The sequence below is a fragment of the Ruegeria sp. BHSB058 genome, from assembly GCF_059613285.1.
This window is the reverse complement of record NZ_JBXWSF010000013.1, coordinates 37,301-56,240: the sequence shown is the minus strand read 5'-3', so window position 1 is coordinate 56,240 and position 18,940 is coordinate 37,301. Positions and strand designations below refer to the sequence as shown.

General features: G+C 58.5%; 23 protein-coding genes and 1 other RNA gene. 10 read left to right on the top strand and 14 right to left on the bottom strand.

Annotated elements, in window-relative coordinates:
• The first annotated feature begins 116 nt into the window (after positions 1 to 116).
• Positions 117 to 536, top strand: a complete 420-nt coding sequence (locus tag AC2FNB_RS05555) for an Hsp20/alpha crystallin family protein (protein ID WP_496744975.1) — start codon at positions 117 to 119, stop codon at positions 534 to 536.
• A gap of 81 nt (positions 537 to 617) precedes the next feature.
• Here AC2FNB_RS05555 and AC2FNB_RS05550 read toward each other — a convergent pair whose 3' ends face one another.
• From AC2FNB_RS05550 to AC2FNB_RS05520, 7 genes are all read right to left on the bottom strand, one after another.
• Complete coding sequence (locus tag AC2FNB_RS05550; protein ID WP_480751142.1) at positions 618 to 1,751, bottom strand: TFIIB-type zinc ribbon-containing protein; 1,134 nt, start codon at positions 1,749 to 1,751, stop codon at positions 618 to 620.
• Between the two features lie 3 nt (positions 1,752 to 1,754).
• Positions 1,755 to 1,919 carry a hypothetical protein gene (locus AC2FNB_RS05545; RefSeq protein ID WP_496744973.1) on the bottom strand — a complete coding sequence of 55 codons (165 nt, stop codon included), beginning with the start codon at positions 1,917 to 1,919 and terminating at the stop codon, positions 1,755 to 1,757.
• A gap of 65 nt (positions 1,920 to 1,984) precedes the next feature.
• Positions 1,985 to 3,109: an SPFH domain-containing protein gene (locus AC2FNB_RS05540; protein ID WP_496744971.1), complete on the bottom strand. Its 1,125-nt coding sequence runs from the start codon at positions 3,107 to 3,109 to the stop codon at positions 1,985 to 1,987.
• Positions 3,110 to 3,131: 22 nt separating this feature from the next.
• The gene (locus AC2FNB_RS05535; RefSeq protein ID WP_496744969.1) at positions 3,132 to 4,094 is read right to left on the bottom strand and encodes a DUF2927 domain-containing protein; all 963 of its coding nucleotides are present in this window, start codon (positions 4,092 to 4,094) and stop codon (positions 3,132 to 3,134) included.
• A 5-nt stretch (positions 4,095 to 4,099) separates the two neighbouring features.
• Positions 4,100 to 5,290, bottom strand: coding sequence for a toxic anion resistance protein (locus AC2FNB_RS05530; protein ID WP_496744967.1), 1,191 nt, complete (start codon positions 5,288 to 5,290; stop codon positions 4,100 to 4,102).
• 28 nt (positions 5,291 to 5,318) lie between these two features.
• Positions 5,319 to 6,230 carry a 5-bromo-4-chloroindolyl phosphate hydrolysis family protein gene (locus AC2FNB_RS05525; protein WP_480751135.1) on the bottom strand — a complete coding sequence of 304 codons (912 nt, stop codon included), beginning with the start codon at positions 6,228 to 6,230 and terminating at the stop codon, positions 5,319 to 5,321.
• A 177-nt stretch (positions 6,231 to 6,407) separates the two neighbouring features.
• Positions 6,408 to 7,223, bottom strand: coding sequence for a pseudouridine synthase (locus AC2FNB_RS05520; RefSeq protein ID WP_496744965.1), 816 nt, complete (start codon positions 7,221 to 7,223; stop codon positions 6,408 to 6,410).
• A 62-nt stretch (positions 7,224 to 7,285) separates the two neighbouring features.
• On the opposite strand from AC2FNB_RS05520, the gene AC2FNB_RS05515 reads away from it, so the two are divergent.
• Positions 7,286 to 7,741: a nucleoside deaminase gene (locus tag AC2FNB_RS05515; protein WP_496744963.1), complete on the top strand. Its 456-nt coding sequence runs from the start codon at positions 7,286 to 7,288 to the stop codon at positions 7,739 to 7,741.
• A gap of 43 nt (positions 7,742 to 7,784) precedes the next feature.
• On the opposite strand, the gene AC2FNB_RS05510 is transcribed toward AC2FNB_RS05515, so the two are convergent.
• Positions 7,785 to 8,756: a nuclear transport factor 2 family protein gene (locus AC2FNB_RS05510; protein WP_496744961.1), complete on the bottom strand. Its 972-nt coding sequence runs from the start codon at positions 8,754 to 8,756 to the stop codon at positions 7,785 to 7,787.
• A 12-nt stretch (positions 8,757 to 8,768) separates the two neighbouring features.
• On the bottom strand, positions 8,769 to 9,461 hold the full coding sequence (locus AC2FNB_RS05505) for a metal-dependent hydrolase (RefSeq protein WP_496744960.1): 693 nt from the start codon (positions 9,459 to 9,461) through the stop codon (positions 8,769 to 8,771).
• A 389-nt stretch (positions 9,462 to 9,850) separates the two neighbouring features.
• Here AC2FNB_RS05505 and AC2FNB_RS05500 point away from each other — a divergent pair, with 389 nt between their 5' ends.
• The 6 genes from AC2FNB_RS05500 to rnpB all read left to right on the top strand — a co-directional run bounded on the left by AC2FNB_RS05500 (position 9,851) and on the right by rnpB (position 14,526).
• Entirely contained in the window at positions 9,851 to 10,654 is an 804-nt protein-coding gene (locus AC2FNB_RS05500) for a nickel-binding protein (protein WP_496744958.1), read from the top strand.
• Between the two features lie 155 nt (positions 10,655 to 10,809).
• Positions 10,810 to 11,097 carry an Asp-tRNA(Asn)/Glu-tRNA(Gln) amidotransferase subunit GatC gene (gatC, locus tag AC2FNB_RS05495; RefSeq protein WP_480751125.1) on the top strand — a complete coding sequence of 96 codons (288 nt, stop codon included), beginning with the start codon at positions 10,810 to 10,812 and terminating at the stop codon, positions 11,095 to 11,097.
• A 3-nt stretch (positions 11,098 to 11,100) separates the two neighbouring features.
• Complete coding sequence (gene gatA, locus AC2FNB_RS05490) at positions 11,101 to 12,588, top strand: Asp-tRNA(Asn)/Glu-tRNA(Gln) amidotransferase subunit GatA (protein ID WP_480751123.1); 1,488 nt, start codon at positions 11,101 to 11,103, stop codon at positions 12,586 to 12,588.
• Positions 12,589 to 12,630: 42 nt separating this feature from the next.
• The gene (locus AC2FNB_RS05485; RefSeq protein WP_496744955.1) at positions 12,631 to 13,434 is read left to right on the top strand and encodes a hypothetical protein; all 804 of its coding nucleotides are present in this window, start codon (positions 12,631 to 12,633) and stop codon (positions 13,432 to 13,434) included.
• A complete protein-coding gene (locus AC2FNB_RS05480) occupies positions 13,431 to 14,105 on the top strand; it encodes an N-acetylmuramoyl-L-alanine amidase (RefSeq protein ID WP_496744985.1) in 675 nt (224 codons plus the stop codon). Before AC2FNB_RS05485 ends, AC2FNB_RS05480 begins: the two co-directional genes overlap by 4 nt.
• A gap of 29 nt (positions 14,106 to 14,134) precedes the next feature.
• An RNA gene (rnpB, locus tag AC2FNB_RS05475) (RNase P RNA component class A) lies at positions 14,135 to 14,526 on the top strand.
• Between the two features lie 6 nt (positions 14,527 to 14,532).
• Here rnpB and AC2FNB_RS05470 read toward each other — a convergent pair.
• The 3 genes from AC2FNB_RS05470 to AC2FNB_RS05460 all read right to left on the bottom strand — a co-directional run bounded on the left by AC2FNB_RS05470 (position 14,533) and on the right by AC2FNB_RS05460 (position 16,426).
• Positions 14,533 to 14,865, bottom strand: a complete 333-nt coding sequence (locus AC2FNB_RS05470; protein WP_496744953.1) for a GYD domain-containing protein — start codon at positions 14,863 to 14,865, stop codon at positions 14,533 to 14,535.
• A 68-nt stretch (positions 14,866 to 14,933) separates the two neighbouring features.
• On the bottom strand, positions 14,934 to 15,776 hold the full coding sequence (locus tag AC2FNB_RS05465) for a DUF2182 domain-containing protein (RefSeq protein ID WP_496744951.1): 843 nt from the start codon (positions 15,774 to 15,776) through the stop codon (positions 14,934 to 14,936).
• 14 nt (positions 15,777 to 15,790) lie between these two features.
• Positions 15,791 to 16,426, bottom strand: coding sequence for a DUF1326 domain-containing protein (locus tag AC2FNB_RS05460; protein ID WP_496744950.1), 636 nt, complete (start codon positions 16,424 to 16,426; stop codon positions 15,791 to 15,793).
• Between the two features lie 314 nt (positions 16,427 to 16,740).
• Between AC2FNB_RS05460 and rpmG the strand changes: the two genes are divergently transcribed.
• Together rpmG and AC2FNB_RS05450 are read left to right on the top strand one after the other, a co-directional pair.
• Positions 16,741 to 16,908, top strand: coding sequence for a 50S ribosomal protein L33 (rpmG, locus tag AC2FNB_RS05455; RefSeq protein ID WP_005630270.1), 168 nt, complete (start codon positions 16,741 to 16,743; stop codon positions 16,906 to 16,908).
• 206 nt (positions 16,909 to 17,114) lie between these two features.
• A complete protein-coding gene (locus AC2FNB_RS05450; RefSeq protein ID WP_480751116.1) occupies positions 17,115 to 17,627 on the top strand; it encodes a hypothetical protein in 513 nt (170 codons plus the stop codon).
• Between the two features lie 136 nt (positions 17,628 to 17,763).
• Here the strand turns inward: AC2FNB_RS05450 and AC2FNB_RS05445 are convergent, their stop codons facing one another.
• On the bottom strand, positions 17,764 to 18,540 hold the full coding sequence (locus AC2FNB_RS05445) for a Bax inhibitor-1/YccA family protein (protein ID WP_480751114.1): 777 nt from the start codon (positions 18,538 to 18,540) through the stop codon (positions 17,764 to 17,766).
• A gap of 160 nt (positions 18,541 to 18,700) precedes the next feature.
• Positions 18,701 to 18,910, bottom strand: coding sequence for a DUF1127 domain-containing protein (locus AC2FNB_RS05440; protein WP_496744948.1), 210 nt, complete (start codon positions 18,908 to 18,910; stop codon positions 18,701 to 18,703).
• Positions 18,911 to 18,940 lie beyond the last annotated feature (30 nt).

The window sequence follows — 18,940 nt, the reverse complement described above, 5'->3', positions numbered from 1 at the left end:
ATGGCCGCAGATTCGCTTCGGCGCAAGCGGACAGTCCTGCCGGATCTTGAGGCGCATCAAGGCGCAACCCGGCGCTTTGTGCGATAATCCGATAAACGCAAAATGGAGGACTGAACATGGTTGAAAAATCCGATCACGCGGGCCTCTGGCCCTCGCTTTATGACCCGTTCCGGCACTTCGGTGCAAAACTGGCCGACTGGCTCAGCCCGGCGACCGAGGCATCGGGCAACGACAATGCCTATGACATATCGATGGAGCTTCCGGGCGTGTCGGACGAGGATATCGAACTGACCGTCGAAGAAGGCGTCGTCACCGTCCGGGGCGAGAAAAAAACCCACGAGGAGAAAAAGGGTGACACCTGGTACTTCTCGGAACGTCAATACGGCGCTTTCCGCCGGTCCTTCCGGCTGCCTGATGACGCCGACGCCGCCAAGGCAAGCGCCAGGATGAGAGACGGCGTGCTGCATGTGACAGTGCCGAAAAAGCCAGCCGAAAAAGCCGAAACGGCGAAAAAGATCGAGATTTCGCGCAGCTGACGGCTGGAGGCAACGCCAAAGGTGAAACCCGGGCATTGGCGGTATTCCCTGCCAATGCCCTTTACATGGGAACACGCCGTTTCACTGTTGGCCGGTTGCCGTCAGATAGCCGATCCCGGCGGCGACAAGCAGGCCCAGAAGAACCGCGATGGTGATCTTGATCGCCGACCAGGGGCGTTCTCCCTGAACCTGCCCTGTTCTGCCGTTGATGACAAAGCGATAGGTCTGGCCGCGATATTTATAGGCCGCCATCCACACCGGCAGCAGAATATGTTTGAAGGTGACGTCGCGCACATCGGTTTCGATGCCGTGGATCCGCTGTCGGTCGCCGCCTATGTCGAATCTGACGTCGCGTTCGATCACGCGCGCCATATGGGCCCGCGCCTCGGCGTACCCGTCGGCCAGCCCGACGGTATAGGCTTCGGCCCGATAACCGGCCAGGTATTCGGGCTGATAGGGTTCCAGCGCAGGCAGGTCCCACGGCTGCAGCGCGTCGGTATAGCTTTTGGGCAGGGATGTGGACGCCAGCACCAGCACGTCGTCAAAGAACCGCGCAACGCGCCCGGATCTGGATGACCAGCGTACTTTCTGAACCTGCTGCTGCACCCGCTTTCCATCCCGCATGACGGTACGGGTTTCGTAATAGACGTCTCCGCGTTCACCCCGATAAGCCGATTTCGTGTCGGCATCGAACGTCCAGTAGGGAACGTATATCCCCTCCATCCGGCGGCCTTTTCGCGCGTATTCCTTCAGGCCGCTGGGGGCGAACCACAACCGGCCCAGCCAATCCGACATGGCCTTGTGCGCCGTGCGCTCATCCAACGCAAACGGCAGCACGCCGCGCGGCTTGATATGCCGGTGAATACCGGTTCCCGTCACGACCGGCGTCGCGCAGAACGGGCATTCGGCGGCGTGGGTATCCGGATCGAACTCGACCTGGGCGGCACAGTTGGGACAGGCCAGCACCCGCGTCTCTTCCATCTCTGCATCGGGCAGGCGTTCGGCCAGGGCCGCATCGAAATCCAGTTCGCGCAGGCTGGCCCCGCCCCAGGGACCGGCGCCGATGGCTTCGGAATGGCCGCAGTGGTCGCACACCAACGCCCCTTGTTTCGGATTGAACCGATAATCCGCCCCGCATTGCGCGCAGGGAAAGCGATGCTCCTGCACGGCAGGACCAGAGGTGTCGGTTGGCGGGGGCGGTGGAGCAGCGGTCATGGGTCAGGCCTTTGCCTTTGTCATCCGGGTCGTGGTGCCATCCTTTCTGACGGCCTGGTGCCAGATGGCGACGACGGCGTGAAGCAGCGCCACCAACATCACGGAAATGCGGGCCACCTCAAGCGAACTGCCTGCCAAGGGTCCCGATATGCGTTGTACAATTCGCACAACTACCCCCTCAAAATCAGTACAAAATGAACACTTCGCAGCTACACATCTGGATGTTGCTTCCGTCACGCACCCGGCGGCGGGGGCGGCAGGACGGTGAAAAGCTGTGCCAGTTCCTGCACATCTTCCGCCCGTTTCCAGCCGTCCTGACCTGCAGTCCAGACATAAGTGTCGCGCGTGATCTCTCCGCCCGCCGCCATCCGTCCCAGCCTGGCCTTCGAGAACGGCCCCGAGGTTTCTCCATTCACCGCGACATGCCAGACATGTTCGACCGGAGGTGGCGGCGGCGGAGCCGCTTGCGCAGCTGCGGCAGGCGCTCCCCATGGGCCGCGCGGCTGGCTGGTCGCCATCTGCTGCGCCATCGCCATACCCATTCCCATGCCAAGACCGGCGCCCATGCCGCCGCCCTGACCGGGATTGCTGGCCGCTGCGGTCATCGCTTCGGCTGCCGAATACTGGGTGAACTTGCCCAGATCACCCGCCAGCCCCATCGACGTGCGCTTGTCCAAAGCGGCCTCGACAGCAGGTGGCAGCGAGATGTTTTCGATATAGAATTCAGGCATTTCCAGGCCATAGGTATCCAGAACCGGCGACACTTCGGCAGCGATCAGCTTGCCCAGATCGGCGGTGTTGGCCGCCATGTCCAGAACCGGAATTCCCGAGCTTGCGATCACTCGGGAAAATTCCTGAACGATGATGTTGCGGATCTGAAAACTGATCTCGTCCATGGTGAATTCGCCATCGGTACCGACAATTTCCACCAGGAACCGCGCCGGGTCCTTGACCCGAATTGTATAGGTGCCAAAGGCGCGAATGCGGGTGGGACCAAACTCCGGATCACGCAGCATGATCGGGTTCTTGGTGCCCCATTTCAGATCATTGAAACGCGTCGTGTTGACGAAATAGATCTCGGATTTGAAAGGGCTTTTGAAGCCGTGATCCCAGTGCTGCAAGGTGGTCAGGATCGGCATGTTGTTGGTTTCCAACATGTACAGGCCGGGCGTGAACACATCCGCCAGTTGCCCTTCATGTACAAACACCGCCGATTGCCCCTCGCGCACGGTCAACTTGGCACCGTACTTGATCTCATGCCCCTCACGCTCGAACCGCCAGACCATTGTGTCGCGAGTGTCATCCACCCAATGAATGACATCGATGAACTCACCGGTCAGAAAATCGAAAATTCCCATGGGTTTTCTCCTGTCAAAGCTGTCAGAGCGGCTGCCCCATCAATTCTCTTGCAATATCCTCGGTCACTGGGCGTGCCTCAGCGGCGGTCATGCCCGGCTTCAGCCGAGGATCGTAAAGCATCATCAGTAACTTTTCGTCGTGACTGGTCAGCAGGGCGAACTCGTCATCATCATTGAAAATTGAGGGCCGCGCGGCAGGGCTGTCATTGGGCAGTCCGAGGCCCTGCGCAATCTCTTCGTGAATACAACTGAGCCGCACGAGGTCGGGATGCTCCGCCCGTATCAAAGCGACAGCACGCGTGTAAGTGTGGCTTGACTCGCCGCCGGCGGACGCGAAGACAAAGCAATAGAACGCGCGGGGCAGATCGTTAAACAAATCAAGCTGAGCCTGTCCAATATTCGGGATCAGTTGCCGCAGCCGGTCTTGAACATAGGCCGTGTCATCGTCACCTGCGATGAAGACATGGAAATTGGAGTTCTGGTCAGTGGTGGAGATCGGATGACCCGTGACGCGTGAAAGCCGCGCAGCATAGGATTTCACCCGCGCACTGTCCTTCTGTCTGCGCTCGGGCGGAACGCTTGGGCCATAGTCGACACTGATCCGGACCGAATCGACCCATCGGCTGAGACGCCCGCTGGTGCGGCGAGGAGTGCTCGAGACGCTCTGACCGGAATACTCGCTATAGAACGCAATGGTTTCGAAATTCCGGACAAGATCTTGCGCATCATAAGGCGTATCCGGGCCGCCGCCATCCGTGCGCAGCAACCCCCGCGTCAGCAGATCGCCTTGCACCTTTTCATAGTACCGGGCCAGGTCCTGGCTTTGTGCCGAGGGTGGGACATAGGCGTTGGCAGGAGGGGTCGACGTCGCCGGGCGTTCCTGCGGTACTGGTAAAGGCGGCCCATCGACATCGCAGCCAACCAATGCCAACAGGGCGCAGATTGCTGCGCTCGAATTGCCAAATCTGAGCCTTTGCGCAATCAAGTGGTTCAGCCCGGAACTGCGGTTCCGGCGGCGTCACCCATGCCGTCCTGCCGGGCCTTGGCGGCGGCCAGTGTATCTCGCAACTCCGCCTCCATCTTTTTCAGTTCTTCCTCGGCTGCGGCGCGCTTTGCCTTGCCTTCATCGGCAATCTGCAGGCTTTCCTGAATCGTGCCGACCAGATCGGCGTTGGCCTGTTTGACTGCCTCGATATCAAAAACACCGCGTTCCATTTCCTGCCGGATCATCTTGTTGCTTTCGCGCAGGTTGGCGGCGTTGGCAGTCAAAAGTTCGTTGGTCAGATCATTGGCCTCGCTCACTGCCGCCGCCGCCTCGGCGCTTCGCTGTATGGTGACGGCTTGCGCCAGTTGCGTTTCCCAAAGCGGGACAGTGTTGACCAGCGTCGAGTTGATCTTGGTCACCAGCGACTTGTCGTTTTCCTGGACCAGCCTGATCGAGGGAAGCGACTGCATCGTCACCTGCCGCGTCAGCTTGAGGTCGTGCACACGGCGTTCAAGATCGTCACGTGCGGCTCGCAGGTCGCGCAATTCCTGCGCCTTCATCACCTGTTCACTTTCGGCTGCGGTCTCGACCCCGGCTGCAGTTGCGGGAATGTCTTGGCTGTCAAGTTCGGTCAGCTTTTCTTCGCCTGCTGCAATATAGAGCGCCAACTCGTCATAGAACCCAAGCGTCTTTTCATAGAGCAGGTCCAACGATTTAATGTCCTTGAGCAATGTATGTTCGTGTCCAAGAAGATCGTCGGTTATTCGGTCGATCTGGCTCTGGACCTCTTCGTACCGGGCGGTGAACTTGGCGAGAGGCGCGGCGCGGCCCAAAAGCTTTTCCCACCATGACCGTTCGCGACGCACGTCCAGTTCGCTAACCGAAAAGCCGCGAATTGTGGTCACGATATCACGCAGGCTGTCGCCTGCCGGACCTACGTCCTTGTTGCGGACATCTGCCAGCATCGATTGGCTGATTTCCTGCAACTCTGCCTGGGCGCGCGATCCGAACGAGACGATCGAATTGGTATCAGCCATGTCGATTTCGCCCATCCGCTTGCGAATCTCGGCACCAACCGGCGCGTCGGCAGTTTCCAGTGAAACGGCTTCGGTCTGGGGTTCAGGTAGGGCGACAGCCGTGACTTCCTGCACCAGTGCTTCGGCTTCTACAGCTTTGTTTCTTGTGGCATCGGACATGAATCGCCTCCTCAATCAATCAAACCGGTCACTCCGGCCGGACACCTTCGCGCTTCAAACGGTCGCGCAGAACTTCAATTTCGACTGTCAAATCGCTGTGGTCATCCAGCAGCATCTTGCGGGTGCGCGCGGCAAAATTCTGTTCCAGATCGTCCAGCAACGCCGCAAAATCGGCCAGGGCGCTGGCGTCCCGTGTTCTCGCGTAGACATCAGCAAACTTGGCGGTCGCATCGCGCGCGCCGCGCAAATAGACAGTCAGGTACTTGCGTGCGCCCGTGAGGTCGCGGGGGTCATCCTCGACCGTCCGGAACAATTCTCGAGCGGTGTCCTGAAAACGTTCGACACGCGCTTCGATCTTTCGGTCGCCTGCGCGTTTGATGGCGTCGGACATATCCTGCAGCAGTTTTTCCGCATCGCCAACAACTCGCGCAACCCGGTCCTGTTGAAAGGTATCGACGCCCTCCATGCCCTTGTCCGTCAAGGGATCGACGCCGAAGGACACAGAATGAAGCACTGTTCCGACAAGCCCGTAGAGCAACGGGGCCAGCACGCTGATTTGAGAGGCAGTACCGACATCAAGATAATCGTTGCGAAAAGCGGCGAGACCCACGCCAAGCCCGGTCAGAACACTGGCAAATATTTTTCGTGGAATGGCCGGGCGGCGGGCTGCACGGCGGTCGTGATACGCGGCTTCGGCCCGCAACCCTTCGCGCAAAAGGTACGCGGCAGCCGTCAGAATTCCAGCCGCAATTAGACCCATGGTCAGCCCGATTGCCCCGTCGTTCAGCGACAGAAAAACCAGCGGGATAGCCGGAACGAACATCACATTGGCCCGCGCCCCGGCAGGATCCACACGCGCGCCGTCGAACTGTCCGCGTTGCGGGGGATCGTCGCTGCCAGATGCATCCGGGCTGTATTTTCCGCCAAAGCGCTGGGCCATCGCCTTACAGCCCTCCAAGCCAGCCGGTGCACACGCCAAACAACAGCACAATCAGCGCTGCATAGGCTATTTTCTGCAATCCGGTCTGAGACATGGCGTTCCCCAAATTACCGCCGACAAATGGGAATCTAGTGGATGCTCAGCCGGGACGCTAGGGGGAAGGTTGCGTCAGTCAACTCACCGGCGGGGTTTGCCGCCGGGGGCAGACCGATTTCTTTGAGGGCGAGCGGGCCGTTGCACCGGGTCGGCGGTCTTGTCGGTTTGATCTAGCCCCAACTGATCGCGCATGACCCTGCGTCGAACCTCCTCCACCTCGCCGGGCTTGAGGCTTCCGAGTTGAAATGGCCCGTAGGACACGCGGATCAGCCGGTTCACGGAAAGCCCGATATCCTCCATTGCGCGGCGGATTTCGCGGTTCTTGCCTTCGCGCAAACCAACCGTCAGCCAGGCATTTGCTCCCTGCTGGCGATCCAGTGTGACCGTCATGGGTTGGAATCTTTCGCCTTCGATCACAAGCCCTTGGCGCAGCGGTGCGAAATCTTCATCCTTCGGGCGTCCGTTGATCCGCACCCGGTACTTGCGCAACCAGCCGGTGGAGGGCAATTCCAGCTTGCGCTTGATGCCGCCATCGTTGGTCAACAGTAACAACCCTTCAGAGTTCAGGTCGAGCCGCCCCACGCTCATGACACGTGGCATGTTTTCGGGCAGTTTGTCGAAAATAGTCGCACGCCCCTTTTCGTCGCGGGTCGTGGTCACCAGTCCGGTGGGCTTGTGATATAGCCACAGACGCGCCGGTTCAGCCTCGGCGACAGGATTACCGTCAACCGTGATCCTGTCCTTGCCGGACACGTTCAGTGCTGGACTGTCGATGGTCTTGCCATTGACCGTCACGCGGCCTGCTTCGATCATGCGTTCGGCCTCGCGGCGCGAGGCAACACCGGCGCGGGCAAGGACTTTGGCGATCCGGTCGCCGGGAGGAGGGGTTTTGCTCATGCCACCGGCCATAGCGCATCCCGACGACTTGCGAAAGCCGGGTTTGTGAGGCAGTCAGAGGCATGGAATTCAGATCGTATATGAGTCAGGCACTTTCGGAAGCGCGCGCCGCTGCCGAGCGCGGCGAAGTGCCTGTGGGCGCAGTGATCGTATCGCCTGAAGGCCGGGTTGTCGCCAAGTCCGGTAACCGGACGCGGGAGTTGAGCGATCCAACGGCACATGCGGAGATTCTTGCCTTGCGGGCGGCCTGTGTAGACGCGGGCTCTGAACGGCTGCCCGGTCACGATCTGTATGTGACACTGGAACCCTGTGCAATGTGCGCGGCGGCATTGTCGGCAACGCGGATCAGGCGCGTCTACTATGGCGCTGCAGATCCCAAATCGGGAGGCGTGGCACACGGCGCAAGGGTGTTCTCTCATCCGCAGGCGCATCATAAGCCCGAAGTTTATGACGGAATATCCGCGGCAGAATGCGAAGCTTTGCTGAAATCATTTTTCGAGCAGCGAAGGGTGGATTGACGCGCGCATCTTCGCGCCATTTGAGCCGTGCATTCGTTTTTCTTCATCTCCAATTCAGGCGATAAACCGTCTGCTGTCCTCCGAACCCTTTGAGATGCACCGATTTTGGAACACCAAATTGCAATTCCGCGTCAGTCCCCGCCAGCAGGCGCGTCACATCTGAGACATAAATTTCATTCGGGCCGCTCAAGTCGGTCACGCGTGCGGCCTTGTTCACAACCGTCCCGAAAAAATCCTCGTCTCTTTGTATGACGTCTCCTGAATGGATGCCGACCCGCAGGCCAAGCGCTGTGTCTGACGGAAAAGCCGTGTTTTGCCTTTGCAAGGCCACCGCCGCCCGCGCAGCATCGTGAACGGATCGAAAGATCGACATCGTTCCGTCGCCCAGGGATTTCACCAGCCGCCCGTCGTGCTTATCGATCACGTCCCGGGCCAACTGCAAATGGCGATGGATCATGTCTGCCCAGTTGTCATCTCCTATCTGCTGCGCGATCCGGGACGAGTCGGCAATGTCGGTAAACATCACCGACGCCGCGCCTTCGCTTTGATCCAACGTGAAGCCTTTCCTCGCCGCCGCAACGAGTGCGTTGAGCGCCTCATGTTCGATGCCGATCTTTTCCAGATTGGATTTCGAGTTCGACACATGAAGCTGGATCATCTTCCAAACGCCATTCTCGAGGTGCAGCACGAAAGTAAAACGGTGCAGAGATGAATTGCCGTTACTGGCGAATGTCAACGTGGCATGGCAATGGGCCCAGCCGATATTCCCGCACTCGAAGGCTTCAAGGCTGTGTTCCTCCCAGTCATAGCGCGGAATCTCGTCGACATGTTCGGCGAATCCTTTGCGGAATAGTTGCCCCGACCAGGCTTCGTCGTCTGCCGTTCCCTGGTACCTCAAATGCTCCGAAGCAGACAGCATGTTCGCCAGCGTGGCGCCGTCACGGTTCTGAACGGCCTGGTGCCAGCGGCGCACTACCGCCATCAGTTCCGGAGAAGGGGAGAGCGCGCCAGACATGTCGTGACGGTGTCAGGTTTCTATCGCCCGCATGACCTCGGGTTCGATCACGGTCACACCGGGCAATCCGTCAACCAAATCCTGCGCGGATTGCTCGAGGATCGGGAATGTTTTGTAGTGGCACGGAATCACGGTCTTGAAGCTGAAATACCGTTTGGCCGCATAGGCGGCCTGTTTCATGTCCATGGTGAAATGCCCGCCAGCGGACAAGATGCCGATATCGGGTTTGTAGTAGTCGCCCATCCATTCCATATCCGCCATGAGCGCCGTATCGCCTGAATGATACAGCGTCTGACCTTCGGCCATGATCATGAAACCCACCTCGCTGCCGCCGGTGCGCAGGCCCTCGGGAGTAGAAAATGTCGATGAATGAGAGGCGGGCACCATCGCCACTTTGACCGAGCCAAGCTGCACGGTCCCTCCCTTGTTGAAACCGATGGTATCGATGCCTTCGGTCTCGCCCCAGAATCCCATTAGATCGTATTGCCCGACAACAGGTATGCCCAGCTTCCTTGCCAGAGGCAGGACATCCACGACGTGATCGAAATGCGCATGAGTCAGCAGGATATGCGTGGCCCCGGCGACGGCTGCGTCGTGATGTTCTTCGGGGAGCGAGGGGTTTCCGGTCAGCCACGGATCGATCAGAAGAATCTGCTCTCCCGTTTCGATGCGGAAACTGCCGTGGCCCAGCCAAATGATGTTCATGAAATCCTCCCTCGTTGAACTTGGCTCAAGCCTAGCATCGGAAATGCAAAAATCCATGGACTGGATGCGCGAATTTGGAGCCATTTTTAAAAGCGTTTGTGATCGCTTCGAGCCTTCCGATTGCATCAATCATATTGCGAGGCTAGGCGTACCGTCTGTAAAAGTCGATCCTTGGCTACCCACATCTGTCGACTGTCGTGAATGCGAAAGTGGTAGGCTGGAAGAACGTGGTTACCAGATCAATCGGGACGAGGGGCAGAGGATTCCGGTTTCGATTCGAGGCGCTTCTCGCCGATAACCCCCGGCACGGGATACCGCACCGTACATGAAACGCAAAGTGTGCGGGCAACCCGTGTTATACTTCGGACGAAGAGGAGGAGGGGAAGCACATGCCAATCTTCTCGGATCGTCACGACATGGTCGAAGAAACAGCGGAGGGGGTGGCGATGCACCACCTTCGGGATTTGAAGATACAGGACCAATACGGTGTCAAGTTTCTCACCTATTGGTTCGATGCCGAACGGCGCACGACTTTCTGCCTGGTGGATGCGCCGGACAAGGCAACCGCCGACCGGGTGCACGCCGAGGCACACGGGCACGTAGCCAATGAAATGATCGAGGTCGACCTGTCTGCCGTTGAAGCGTTTCTGGGCCGCATTCAGGATCCGCCTACCGCGCAGACGAAGGCCATTGATGACTCGGCGTTTCGCGCGATCATGTTCACCGACATGATTGGTTCCACTGAAATGACCCACAAGCTCGGTGACGACATGGCTGTGGAATTGTTGCGGGCTCATGACGCGATCATCCGCCGGTCGCTGGAGCGCTATGAAGGGCGAGAGATCAAACACCTTGGCGACGGAATCATGGCATCGTTCCATGATGTGCCGAATTCCGTGAACTGCGCCTTGTCCATTCATAGGGAGTTCACTTCCTACAACAAAAAGAACGAGATACCAATTCAGGTTCGGATTGGTGTCCATGCCGGTGAGCCCGTGGAGGACAGCAACGACTTATTCGGTTCAGCCGTGCAGATGGCGGCGCGAATTTGCCAGGTAGCTCAGGCGAGCCGGCCCCTTGTTTCGTTACAAGCAAAAAACGCATGCGTGGATGCAGGTCTGGAATTCCAGCCAGTGGGCGCAAAACAGTTGAAGGGTATTTCCGCGCCGGTCTCGCTTTTTGCGCCTGTCTGAAATGATCGTTTTGAGGAAATGGCGCCAGTTGAGCGCGCGCATCGTCGGAAAACGGCTTTCTCGGGGTTGCGGCTTGGAAGCCAACAAGACTCTTGCGCACTTGCGACCCGCCCGTCTGAGGGGTAAATGCCCCCTGACGCATATGAGGGTTAGCCATGTCGATTGACCAAAGCACCGCCGCCAAGGTGGCCAAACTGGCCCGGATCAAGGTCGAGGATGACGCGCTGCCGGCGCTGGCCTCGGAGTTCAATACGATCCTTGGGTTCATCGAGCAACTGAACGAGGTGGATGTCGAGGGTGTCGAGCCGATGGTCTCGGTCGAGCCAATGCGCCTGAAGCGTCGCCAGGATGTGGTCACCGATGGCAACCAGCAGGACAGGGTTCTGTCCAACGCCCCCGATGCGCGCGAGGGCTTTTTTGCGGTCCCGAAGGTGGTGGAGTAAGACATGAGCGATCTCAACAAACTGGGCTTGGCAGAGGCCCGCGACGCGCTTCGCAAGGGCGAAACCACTTCCGTCGAGCTGACCCAGGCCTGTCTGGCCGCCATTGACGCGGCGGACGCGCTGAACGCATTTGTCCACAAGACGCCTGAAATCGCCATGGACCGTGCAAAGGCTGCGGACGCACGGATCAAAGCTGGTAACGCGCCGTCGATGTGCGGCCTTCCCATTGGCATCAAGGACTTGTTCTGCACCAAGGGCGTGCCGTCGCAGGCGGCCAGCCGCATTCTCGAAGGGTTCAAGCCCGAGTACGAATCGACTGTGTCGCAGCAACTTGCCGATGCGGGCGCGGTGATGCTGGGCAAGCTGAACATGGACGAGTTCGCGATGGGATCGTCGAACGAAACTTCGGTCTATGGCAATGCCGTCAGCCCGTGGAGACGCGGGAATGATGATGCACAGCTGACCCCCGGTGGGTCGTCTGGCGGCTCGGCTGCTGCCGTGTCAGCTGACCTGTGTTTGGCTGCAACCGGCACCGATACCGGCGGTTCGATCCGACAGCCTGCGGCATTCACCGGGATCACCGGTATCAAACCCACCTATGGCCGTTGCTCGCGCTGGGGTATCGTCGCGTTTGCCTCTTCGCTGGATCAGGCCGGTCCGATGACCAAGAATGTGCGTGACGCAGCGATCATGCTGGAAACAATGTGCGGCCACGACCCCAAGGATTCCACCAGCGCCGAACTGGCCGTCCCGAATTTCGAGGCCATGTTGACCGGCGACATCAAGGGCAAAAAGATCGGTATTCCGAAAGAATACCGCATGGACGGAATGCCGGCCGAAATCGAAAAACTCTGGGCCGATGGCGCCGCTATGTTGAAAGATGCAGGCGCTGAGATTGTCGATATCTCGCTGCCGCACACCAAATACGCACTGCCCGCCTATTATGTGATTGCTCCGGCCGAGGCATCCTCGAACCTCGCCCGCTATGACGGTGTTCGCTATGGCCGCCGCGCCCGGTTGGCGCAGGGCGATGGCATCACCGAGATGTACGAAAAAACCCGCGCCGAAGGCTTTGGCCATGAGGTTCAGCGCCGCGTGATGGTCGGAACATATGTTTTGTCAGCGGGCTTCTATGACGCTTACTACAATCGTGCGCGCCGTGTCCGTACCCTGATCAAGAAGGATTTCGAAGATGTGTTCGCCGCAGGCGTGGACGCGATTCTGACCCCAGCCACCCCATCTGCCGCCTTCGGGCTGGGCGAGATGACCGAGACCGATCCGGTACAGATGTACCTCAACGATGTGTTCACCGTGACCGTGAACCTCGCGGGGCTTCCTGGTATTTCTGTCCCAGCGGGACTGGACAAGCAGGGTTTGCCGCTGGGTCTGCAGCTGATCGGACGCCCGTGGGAAGAGGGCGATCTGCTCAATACTGCCTATGCGCTCGAAAATGCGGCCGGTTTTGTGGCCAAACCGGGCAAATGGTGGTAACTCTAAAGTAGAGCAGGAAAGAGCAACAAAAGGCAGCTTGAAATGCGTGCAGTTCTTCTGATCCCGGCGATCGGCCTTTTGGCCGCATGTGACACCACCAGCACGGTTCCCGGAACCGAATTCAACACACCTTCGTATCAGGCGCAACGCGAGGCGGTTCTGAGCGGGCAAACCGTAAACGGGGACCCTTTGATCCCGCCTTCGGTTATCTCGTCTGAGGCGCTGTCGCCATCATCTGTCGAGGCGTCTGCACTGGTGGCCCAAGGCGATCCGTTGACAGCTGTGCAAACAGGCGGGGATTCGGCCGAAGATATCGCCAATCAGACCGCGGCGGCACTGGCGGGTACGTCACCGTCTGCCACTGCTCAGCCCGATGTACCGGTTGCGGCGGTCGCAGCTCCATTGACAGCTACAGCTCCATTGAGCGCTACTGCGCCGGTGGTCGCCAATAACGTCAGCATTTCCGACGAGCAGAGTTTTGACGCGGTGTCCAACCGACGCTCGATTGAAAGTGACGCGGCGCGGATCGAAAAGAACAAGGCGACTTACGAAGTGGTCACGCCAACTACGCTGCCGCAACGCAGCAGCGATGGTCAGCCCAATATCGTGCAATACGCGCTTTCCTCTTCGAACCCGGTTGGGGCACAAGTCTACAGCCGGGCGGGGTTCAACTTGCAGGCCAAGGCTCAGCGAAACTGTGCCAAATTCCCCTCGCCGGATCAGGCCCAGATCGAGTTTCTGGCCAGTGGCGGACCGCAAAGGGATCGCAAGGGTCTGGACCCCGATGGTGATGGCTATGCCTGTGGCTGGGACCCGAGCCCGTTCCGACGGGCGATCAATAACTGACACCTGTGGAGCCGATCTGGCAACCATCACCGAATTTCGGCCCGCGCCGCGATGGGCTGACGCCGTCGCTGATCGTTCTTCACTACACCGCGATGGAGGGCGCCGGGGCGGCGCTTGAACGGTTATGTGATTCTGATGCCGAAGTATCAGCGCATTACCTGATCGGACGTGATGGCATGCTTTGGCAGATGGTAAACGAAGAGGACCGGGCCTGGCATGCCGGCGCCGGAAGTTGGTGCGGGCACACCGATATCAACTCGCGGTCTATCGGGATCGAGTTGGATAACGGCGGGGATCATCCTTATTCGGAGCCGCAGATGGCGGCATTGGAGCGACTGCTGACGAGGATCATGGCGCGCTGGAGCATTCCTCCCAAAGGCGTCATCGGTCATTCAGATATGGCTCCGGGTCGAAAGTTCGATCCCGGATCCCGCTTTGACTGGCCGCGGCTTGAGCATCAGGGATTAGCGGGAAAACGCGGATTCTGCGAAGGTCCAAAAGACGCTCCGGCGACATTGTTCCGGGCGTTGGCGCGGGACAAGGGCTATACGGCCGATGTGGATGACGAGACGCTGCTTGCCGCAGTTCGTCTGCGTTATCGCCCGCGGGCCTGCGGCGCGTTGGAGCCTGCGGATTTCACACCGCTTGGCCATACTGCGCTCTGGACCTGAGGGAACAAAACTCCTATGTCCCCAACTGCGCGGAGGGCCGGATGGCCGCTGGGGCAGACGCCCGAGAGGAAAGTCCGGACTCCACAAGGCAACGGTGCCGGGTAACGCCCGGGCGGGGAAACCCGACGGAAAGCGCCACAGAAAACAGACCGCCGCGCATGCGCGGTAAGGGTGAAACGGTGGGGTAAGAGCCCACCGCGCCGCTGGCAACAGGGGCGGCACGGCAAGCCCCACCGGGAGCAATGCCGAATAGGGTCCCCGCGCGGGCCGGTCGGCGTCAGCCGATACCGCCGCTAGGCTCGCCTTGGCCGAGAGGGACCGGGTTGGCAGCTTGAGCCGCGCAGCAATGCGCGGCCTAGAGGAATGGTCATCGAAGGGGGCAACCCCGGAACAGGATCCGGCTTACAGGCCCCCCGCGCGTTTTTCTTTACGAGCCCGGCGCTTTGTATGCGCCGGTCAACCCGGCCGCTTTTTCGGCAATCGCCGCAAATTCGGCACCGGTCCATGCCCTGACGGTTTCAATGCTGGACGTAACACCGGAAGCGCCCACCGCCATTCCGACCGAGACGGCATCCGCGCCATCCGGTGCTTCGCTGACAAGCACGATGTCGTTGGTTCCGGTGGTCATGTATAGCGCGACGATCTTGCCGCCGACCTTGTCCAAAAGCGCCTGAATGGCAGCGGTCCTGTCCTCCGGTTTTTTCATCAGTCCCTGAATCCCGGATTGTGAATAAGATGCGTAGGTAATGAATAGGGGCATGTTGCCCTCCATGATTGAGGTGTGCGGGACGAACAAATTGGCCAGTCCCCAGGCCTGGTACTCCAAAGTCAGACCAACGCGGAGAACGCCGGATAGACCAGATAAATGCCGAAAAGGCACAGTGCGGCGCCTGTCACAGCGACTAGCCATCTGGAGTGAGGCAGCAGTTTTTCTGCCGCCACATACAGGGCGATACCTGCAATCCAATACAGGTTCATGATGCCACCCACGAACAAAAGCGCCATCAGAACCCAGCAGCATCCCAGGCAATAGAGTCCGTGATCCATACCAGTCAGAAGTGCCCCCACCCGGCCAGGTCGATTGTGCGTGGCCAGGAAATGGGCAGGCGATCTGCAGTGACGCAGGCAGGCCGATTTCAGTGGGGAGAACTGATAAAGGCCTGCTGCGATCATCACAAAACCGGCAAAGGTCTTGGAGCGGATGGTCATCATGGGACCGTCTGAAAGCCCCCAGGCTTCCAGAGCATATTGCAGCACTGTGGCCAAAAGGCTGAACCCCGCCCAAGCAATCAGATAGCCTGCCAGAAACAGGGTGCCGAGGAGGGTTACTGAGGCTTTGTCGGCCCCATGTCTTTTTAGGGCGGTATATAGCAAGAGCATGGGAGCTGCGCTGGGTGTCATCATGGCGATCATCATGATCCACCACATCAGAAAGATCAGAACGGCGTATTGCAACGTCCATTGAACGGCCATGCCCATCATCATGGGTTCCCCGATAGGGCGGGCCATTCGAGTCATCTCCAAGGCCGACATGTTCATGCCAACACCGGCAATCGTATACCAGACCGCGCCCATCACAACCAATGACACGCTGGCCAGGACGATCCGAGTGTCGTGACGGGCCAGCTTTTCCGCCGGCCCATACGCGTTTAGATCAGTTTTGCCGCTCATGAGGCATACCCTGTTCAGGCCCCGACGACGCCGTGTCCGGAAATGTTCAGATGAGCCAGATGAGCATGCGTGGTATCAAATGTCAGGCTGATGGCGCCGCCGGTTGTCGTTGCGGTGCCGGAGGCAGCTTCGGCATGGCGATATTCAAATCCGTTAGGTAAATTGATTCCGGCGCGGTGCGGGAGGCCGGATACGATATGGGGAATCGGCCCTACCTCGACGTTGAAAATCCCCTTGACCTCGGCCGTGCCGGTGCGTTCCTCGCGGCTCCAGTCAAGTTCGACAGGAAGATAAAGCGTTTCGTGTTTCGTTGGACTCATTGCTGCATAAACGTACCACATCGTAGCCATTTCATCGGTATCTTCGCCCAACATGATCGACTCCAACGCCTTGCGCTGATCGGCGTCCGCGCGCTCATCCACGATCAATTGCATCTGGCCATTGCCTTCGTGAATTGGACCAGGCCAGTAGTAGACGCCTGCTGCCCTAAGGCCACCCAGCTTGGTGTCGCCGTAGTGCCCTGACTTGATGTCATAAACGACGATAGCCTCGCAGTTCCCATGTGTCGGCAGAACGCTAAATTGGCAGGGACAGCCGAAGTTGCAATTGCAATTGGCAAGCTCTTCCGCATCAATGTGCCACTCTGTCATGGTTTACCCCCTCGGTAGACTTGTTTGAACCAGCATGCTCGAACGTGGGTCTTGCCGTGGAAGGCCTCGTAATGCGATTTCCGGTTATTGTTCCCCGGACTTACATTATCCGACGACATTATCACGGAACCGTGATGTATTCAAAATTTTGCCAAACGGATGAATCTTTCCCGTGTCTGCAACTTGAGAGAGCGTTTGAAAAACCTGCCGTTCTGCATCGAATCCGGTTGACTTGGCCGTAAAGCAGGGTAAAAGCGCACGCTCATAGGAATTCAACCGAAAGGCTCCTGCCTTTTCGGACGCAGGAGATAACCATGGCGAAGCCGACGACCATCAAGATCCGTCTGAACTCGACCGCGGGCACGGGCCACTTCTATGTGACCAAGAAAAACGCTCGCACCATGACCGAGAAAATGACCGTTCGTAAATACGATCCGGTCGCTCGCAAACATGTCGAGTACAAAGAAGGCAAGATCAAGTAAGCCTTCTTATACAGGATGTTCGAGGAAGGGCCGCATCAGTATGCGGCTCTTTTTTTTGATTTTGTGGCGTTCGACACACTGGGTGCGATGCGTGGGCCGTTGCAGACGAGCATCAGGCTTACAGACAATCGAAAGTCACCCTGCTTGATATGAAGCCCTTACTGCCTTTACGGTTTCAGCAACCCGTCACAAATCTCTGAGCAGCCATGAAAAAAATCTTGTTTCCCGCATTCGCCTGTCTCTCGCTTGCAGCTTGCGACGATTTCTGGAACCGTGAAGGGGTTGGATTTACCGGCCTTGATGGTGAGCCAAAAACCTTTTCGGAAGAAAAAGGGGTTGTGGACTATATCACGCGCCGTGAAAGTGTTCCGGCGGAACTGGCGCGTCTGGCACCGGTCAAGGTGACGACGGATGAGACTGATATGAACAAAATTGCCGGTGTCGCTATTGACCACGGTGGACGAACCCCCGCGAATGCAGTCGAAGTCGGCGGGCAGGACAAAACGCTGATGCTGAGCAATGTCGAAGTTAACGGTATCCTGTTTGCCGTTCTGCGTACGCAGGAAGGAACAACAGCGAAGATGGATGCCTCAGCCGGGAGCGCGTTCTCCAGCGCCATACCCCGCCTGACCGGGTGCCTTGCAAGCGGAAGTGCCTATCAGAAAGGTTCAGCTGGCAAGCGGACCACTGGTTTCGCCGTGCCGCTGGATTGCAGCTGATCTGACGTCGATCTTCTTTTTAGGAAATGGCCGCCGTACGGTGGCCGTTTTTTTTATCTATGAGAAACCGTTCAGAAAAAAAAAGGCGGGTTCCAAAGAACCCGCCCCATCTTGTTTGATTTGGTTTGCCCGCAGTTTATTCGCGGCTTCCAAACAACTGCAGCAGGAACATGAACATATTGATGAAGTCTAGGTACAGGCTCAGAGCGCCCATAATCGCTGCTTTGCCCAGCCATTCCTGATCGCCGGAGTGGGCCATCTGAATATACGTGGTCTTGATCTTCTGTGTGTCATAGGCGGTGAGGCCTGCGAAAATCAGCACGCCGATCACCGAAATTGCGAACGCCATCGCCGAAGAGGCAATAAAGATGTTGACGATAGAAGCCACGATCAGGCCAATCAGGCCCATGATCAGGAACGTTCCCATCCCCGACAGGTCTTTCTTGGTGGCGTAACCATAAAGCGACAGGCCGGCAAAGGCGATCGCGGTGATCAGAAACACCTGAATGATGGACTGGCCGGTGAAGACCAGAAAGATCGAGCTGATGGAAAGACCCATCACGGCGGCAAAGGCATAGAACACAAGCTGTGCACCAGCCGCGCTCAATCTGTTAATGGCTGCGCCAAAGCCAAAGACAAAGGCCAGAGGCGCGAACATGACCACCCACTTCAAAGGCGATGCATAGATCGAATAGCCGAATTGGGTCAGGTACTTGTCTGCGCTTAGTTGTGCCGCGGCGGCCGACGGATCGGTGGTCACCGCCAGCCCGGAAATCGCCCATGCAGCCAGGAATGTGATCAGCATGCCTACGGACATCGTGCCGTAGACCTTGTTCATATGGGCGCGCAGGCCCTCGTCAATCTGGGCAACGCGCGCGCCAGCCGCCGTCCGGATTGTGTCGAATTCAGCCATTGAGGTCTCCCTAAAGTTGTCCGTTTGTGTGCAGGTGCAAACCTGCGGTACTCGGAGCAAATATCGGAAAGGAAGCCTCGCAATTCAAGCCTTTTCATGACAAATTCTTGAGGTTGCGCAGATGGTAGTCATCCGGAGTTAACTGCGTTTGGCGCCGCGATCAGCAGCGCCAGTTGTCCGGAGCGTCCCAGATCGGTTTGGAGGCCTCCTCGCGGGCTTCAGTTTTGGTCAACCCGACATCTTCAAGGGCACGACTGTCCAGACGTTCCAGAGCGCGACGTTGACGCCAGACAGAAAGCAAGGTCCGGATGCGGTATGTGCGCGATGTGCGGGCGGTGCGGCAAGTAGTGGATGCAGAGGTGAGTGTCATATCGGAACCTTTCTTGATTGCTGATGTGTT

What these genes read in the sequence shown, in the direction of transcription:
- AC2FNB_RS05555 (WP_496744975.1), top strand. Translation starts at nt 117, where the DNA reads ATGGTTGAAAAATCCGATCACGCGGGCCTCTGGCCCTCGCTTTATGAC.
- AC2FNB_RS05550 (WP_480751142.1), bottom strand. Translation starts at nt 1,751, where the DNA reads ATGACCGCTGCTCCACCGCCCCCGCCAACCGACACCTCTGGTCCTGCC.
- AC2FNB_RS05540 (WP_496744971.1), bottom strand. Translation starts at nt 3,109, where the DNA reads ATGGGAATTTTCGATTTTCTGACCGGTGAGTTCATCGATGTCATTCAT.
- AC2FNB_RS05530 (WP_496744967.1), bottom strand. Translation starts at nt 5,290, where the DNA reads ATGTCCGATGCCACAAGAAACAAAGCTGTAGAAGCCGAAGCACTGGTG.
- AC2FNB_RS05525 (WP_480751135.1), bottom strand. Translation starts at nt 6,230, where the DNA reads ATGGCCCAGCGCTTTGGCGGAAAATACAGCCCGGATGCATCTGGCAGC.
- AC2FNB_RS05520 (WP_496744965.1), bottom strand. Translation starts at nt 7,223, where the DNA reads ATGAGCAAAACCCCTCCTCCCGGCGACCGGATCGCCAAAGTCCTTGCC.
- AC2FNB_RS05515 (WP_496744963.1), top strand. Translation starts at nt 7,286, where the DNA reads ATGGAATTCAGATCGTATATGAGTCAGGCACTTTCGGAAGCGCGCGCC.
- AC2FNB_RS05510 (WP_496744961.1), bottom strand. Translation starts at nt 8,756, where the DNA reads ATGTCTGGCGCGCTCTCCCCTTCTCCGGAACTGATGGCGGTAGTGCGC.
- AC2FNB_RS05505 (WP_496744960.1), bottom strand. Translation starts at nt 9,461, where the DNA reads ATGAACATCATTTGGCTGGGCCACGGCAGTTTCCGCATCGAAACGGGA.
- AC2FNB_RS05500 (WP_496744958.1), top strand. Translation starts at nt 9,851, where the DNA reads ATGCCAATCTTCTCGGATCGTCACGACATGGTCGAAGAAACAGCGGAG.
- gatC (WP_480751125.1), top strand. Translation starts at nt 10,810, where the DNA reads ATGTCGATTGACCAAAGCACCGCCGCCAAGGTGGCCAAACTGGCCCGG.
- gatA (WP_480751123.1), top strand. Translation starts at nt 11,101, where the DNA reads ATGAGCGATCTCAACAAACTGGGCTTGGCAGAGGCCCGCGACGCGCTT.
- AC2FNB_RS05485 (WP_496744955.1), top strand. Translation starts at nt 12,631, where the DNA reads ATGCGTGCAGTTCTTCTGATCCCGGCGATCGGCCTTTTGGCCGCATGT.
- AC2FNB_RS05470 (WP_496744953.1), bottom strand. Translation starts at nt 14,865, where the DNA reads ATGCCCCTATTCATTACCTACGCATCTTATTCACAATCCGGGATTCAG.
- AC2FNB_RS05465 (WP_496744951.1), bottom strand. Translation starts at nt 15,776, where the DNA reads ATGAGCGGCAAAACTGATCTAAACGCGTATGGGCCGGCGGAAAAGCTG.
- AC2FNB_RS05460 (WP_496744950.1), bottom strand. Translation starts at nt 16,426, where the DNA reads ATGACAGAGTGGCACATTGATGCGGAAGAGCTTGCCAATTGCAATTGC.
- rpmG (WP_005630270.1), top strand. Translation starts at nt 16,741, where the DNA reads ATGGCGAAGCCGACGACCATCAAGATCCGTCTGAACTCGACCGCGGGC.
- AC2FNB_RS05450 (WP_480751116.1), top strand. Translation starts at nt 17,115, where the DNA reads ATGAAAAAAATCTTGTTTCCCGCATTCGCCTGTCTCTCGCTTGCAGCT.
- AC2FNB_RS05445 (WP_480751114.1), bottom strand. Translation starts at nt 18,540, where the DNA reads ATGGCTGAATTCGACACAATCCGGACGGCGGCTGGCGCGCGCGTTGCC.
- AC2FNB_RS05440 (WP_496744948.1), bottom strand. Translation starts at nt 18,910, where the DNA reads ATGACACTCACCTCTGCATCCACTACTTGCCGCACCGCCCGCACATCG.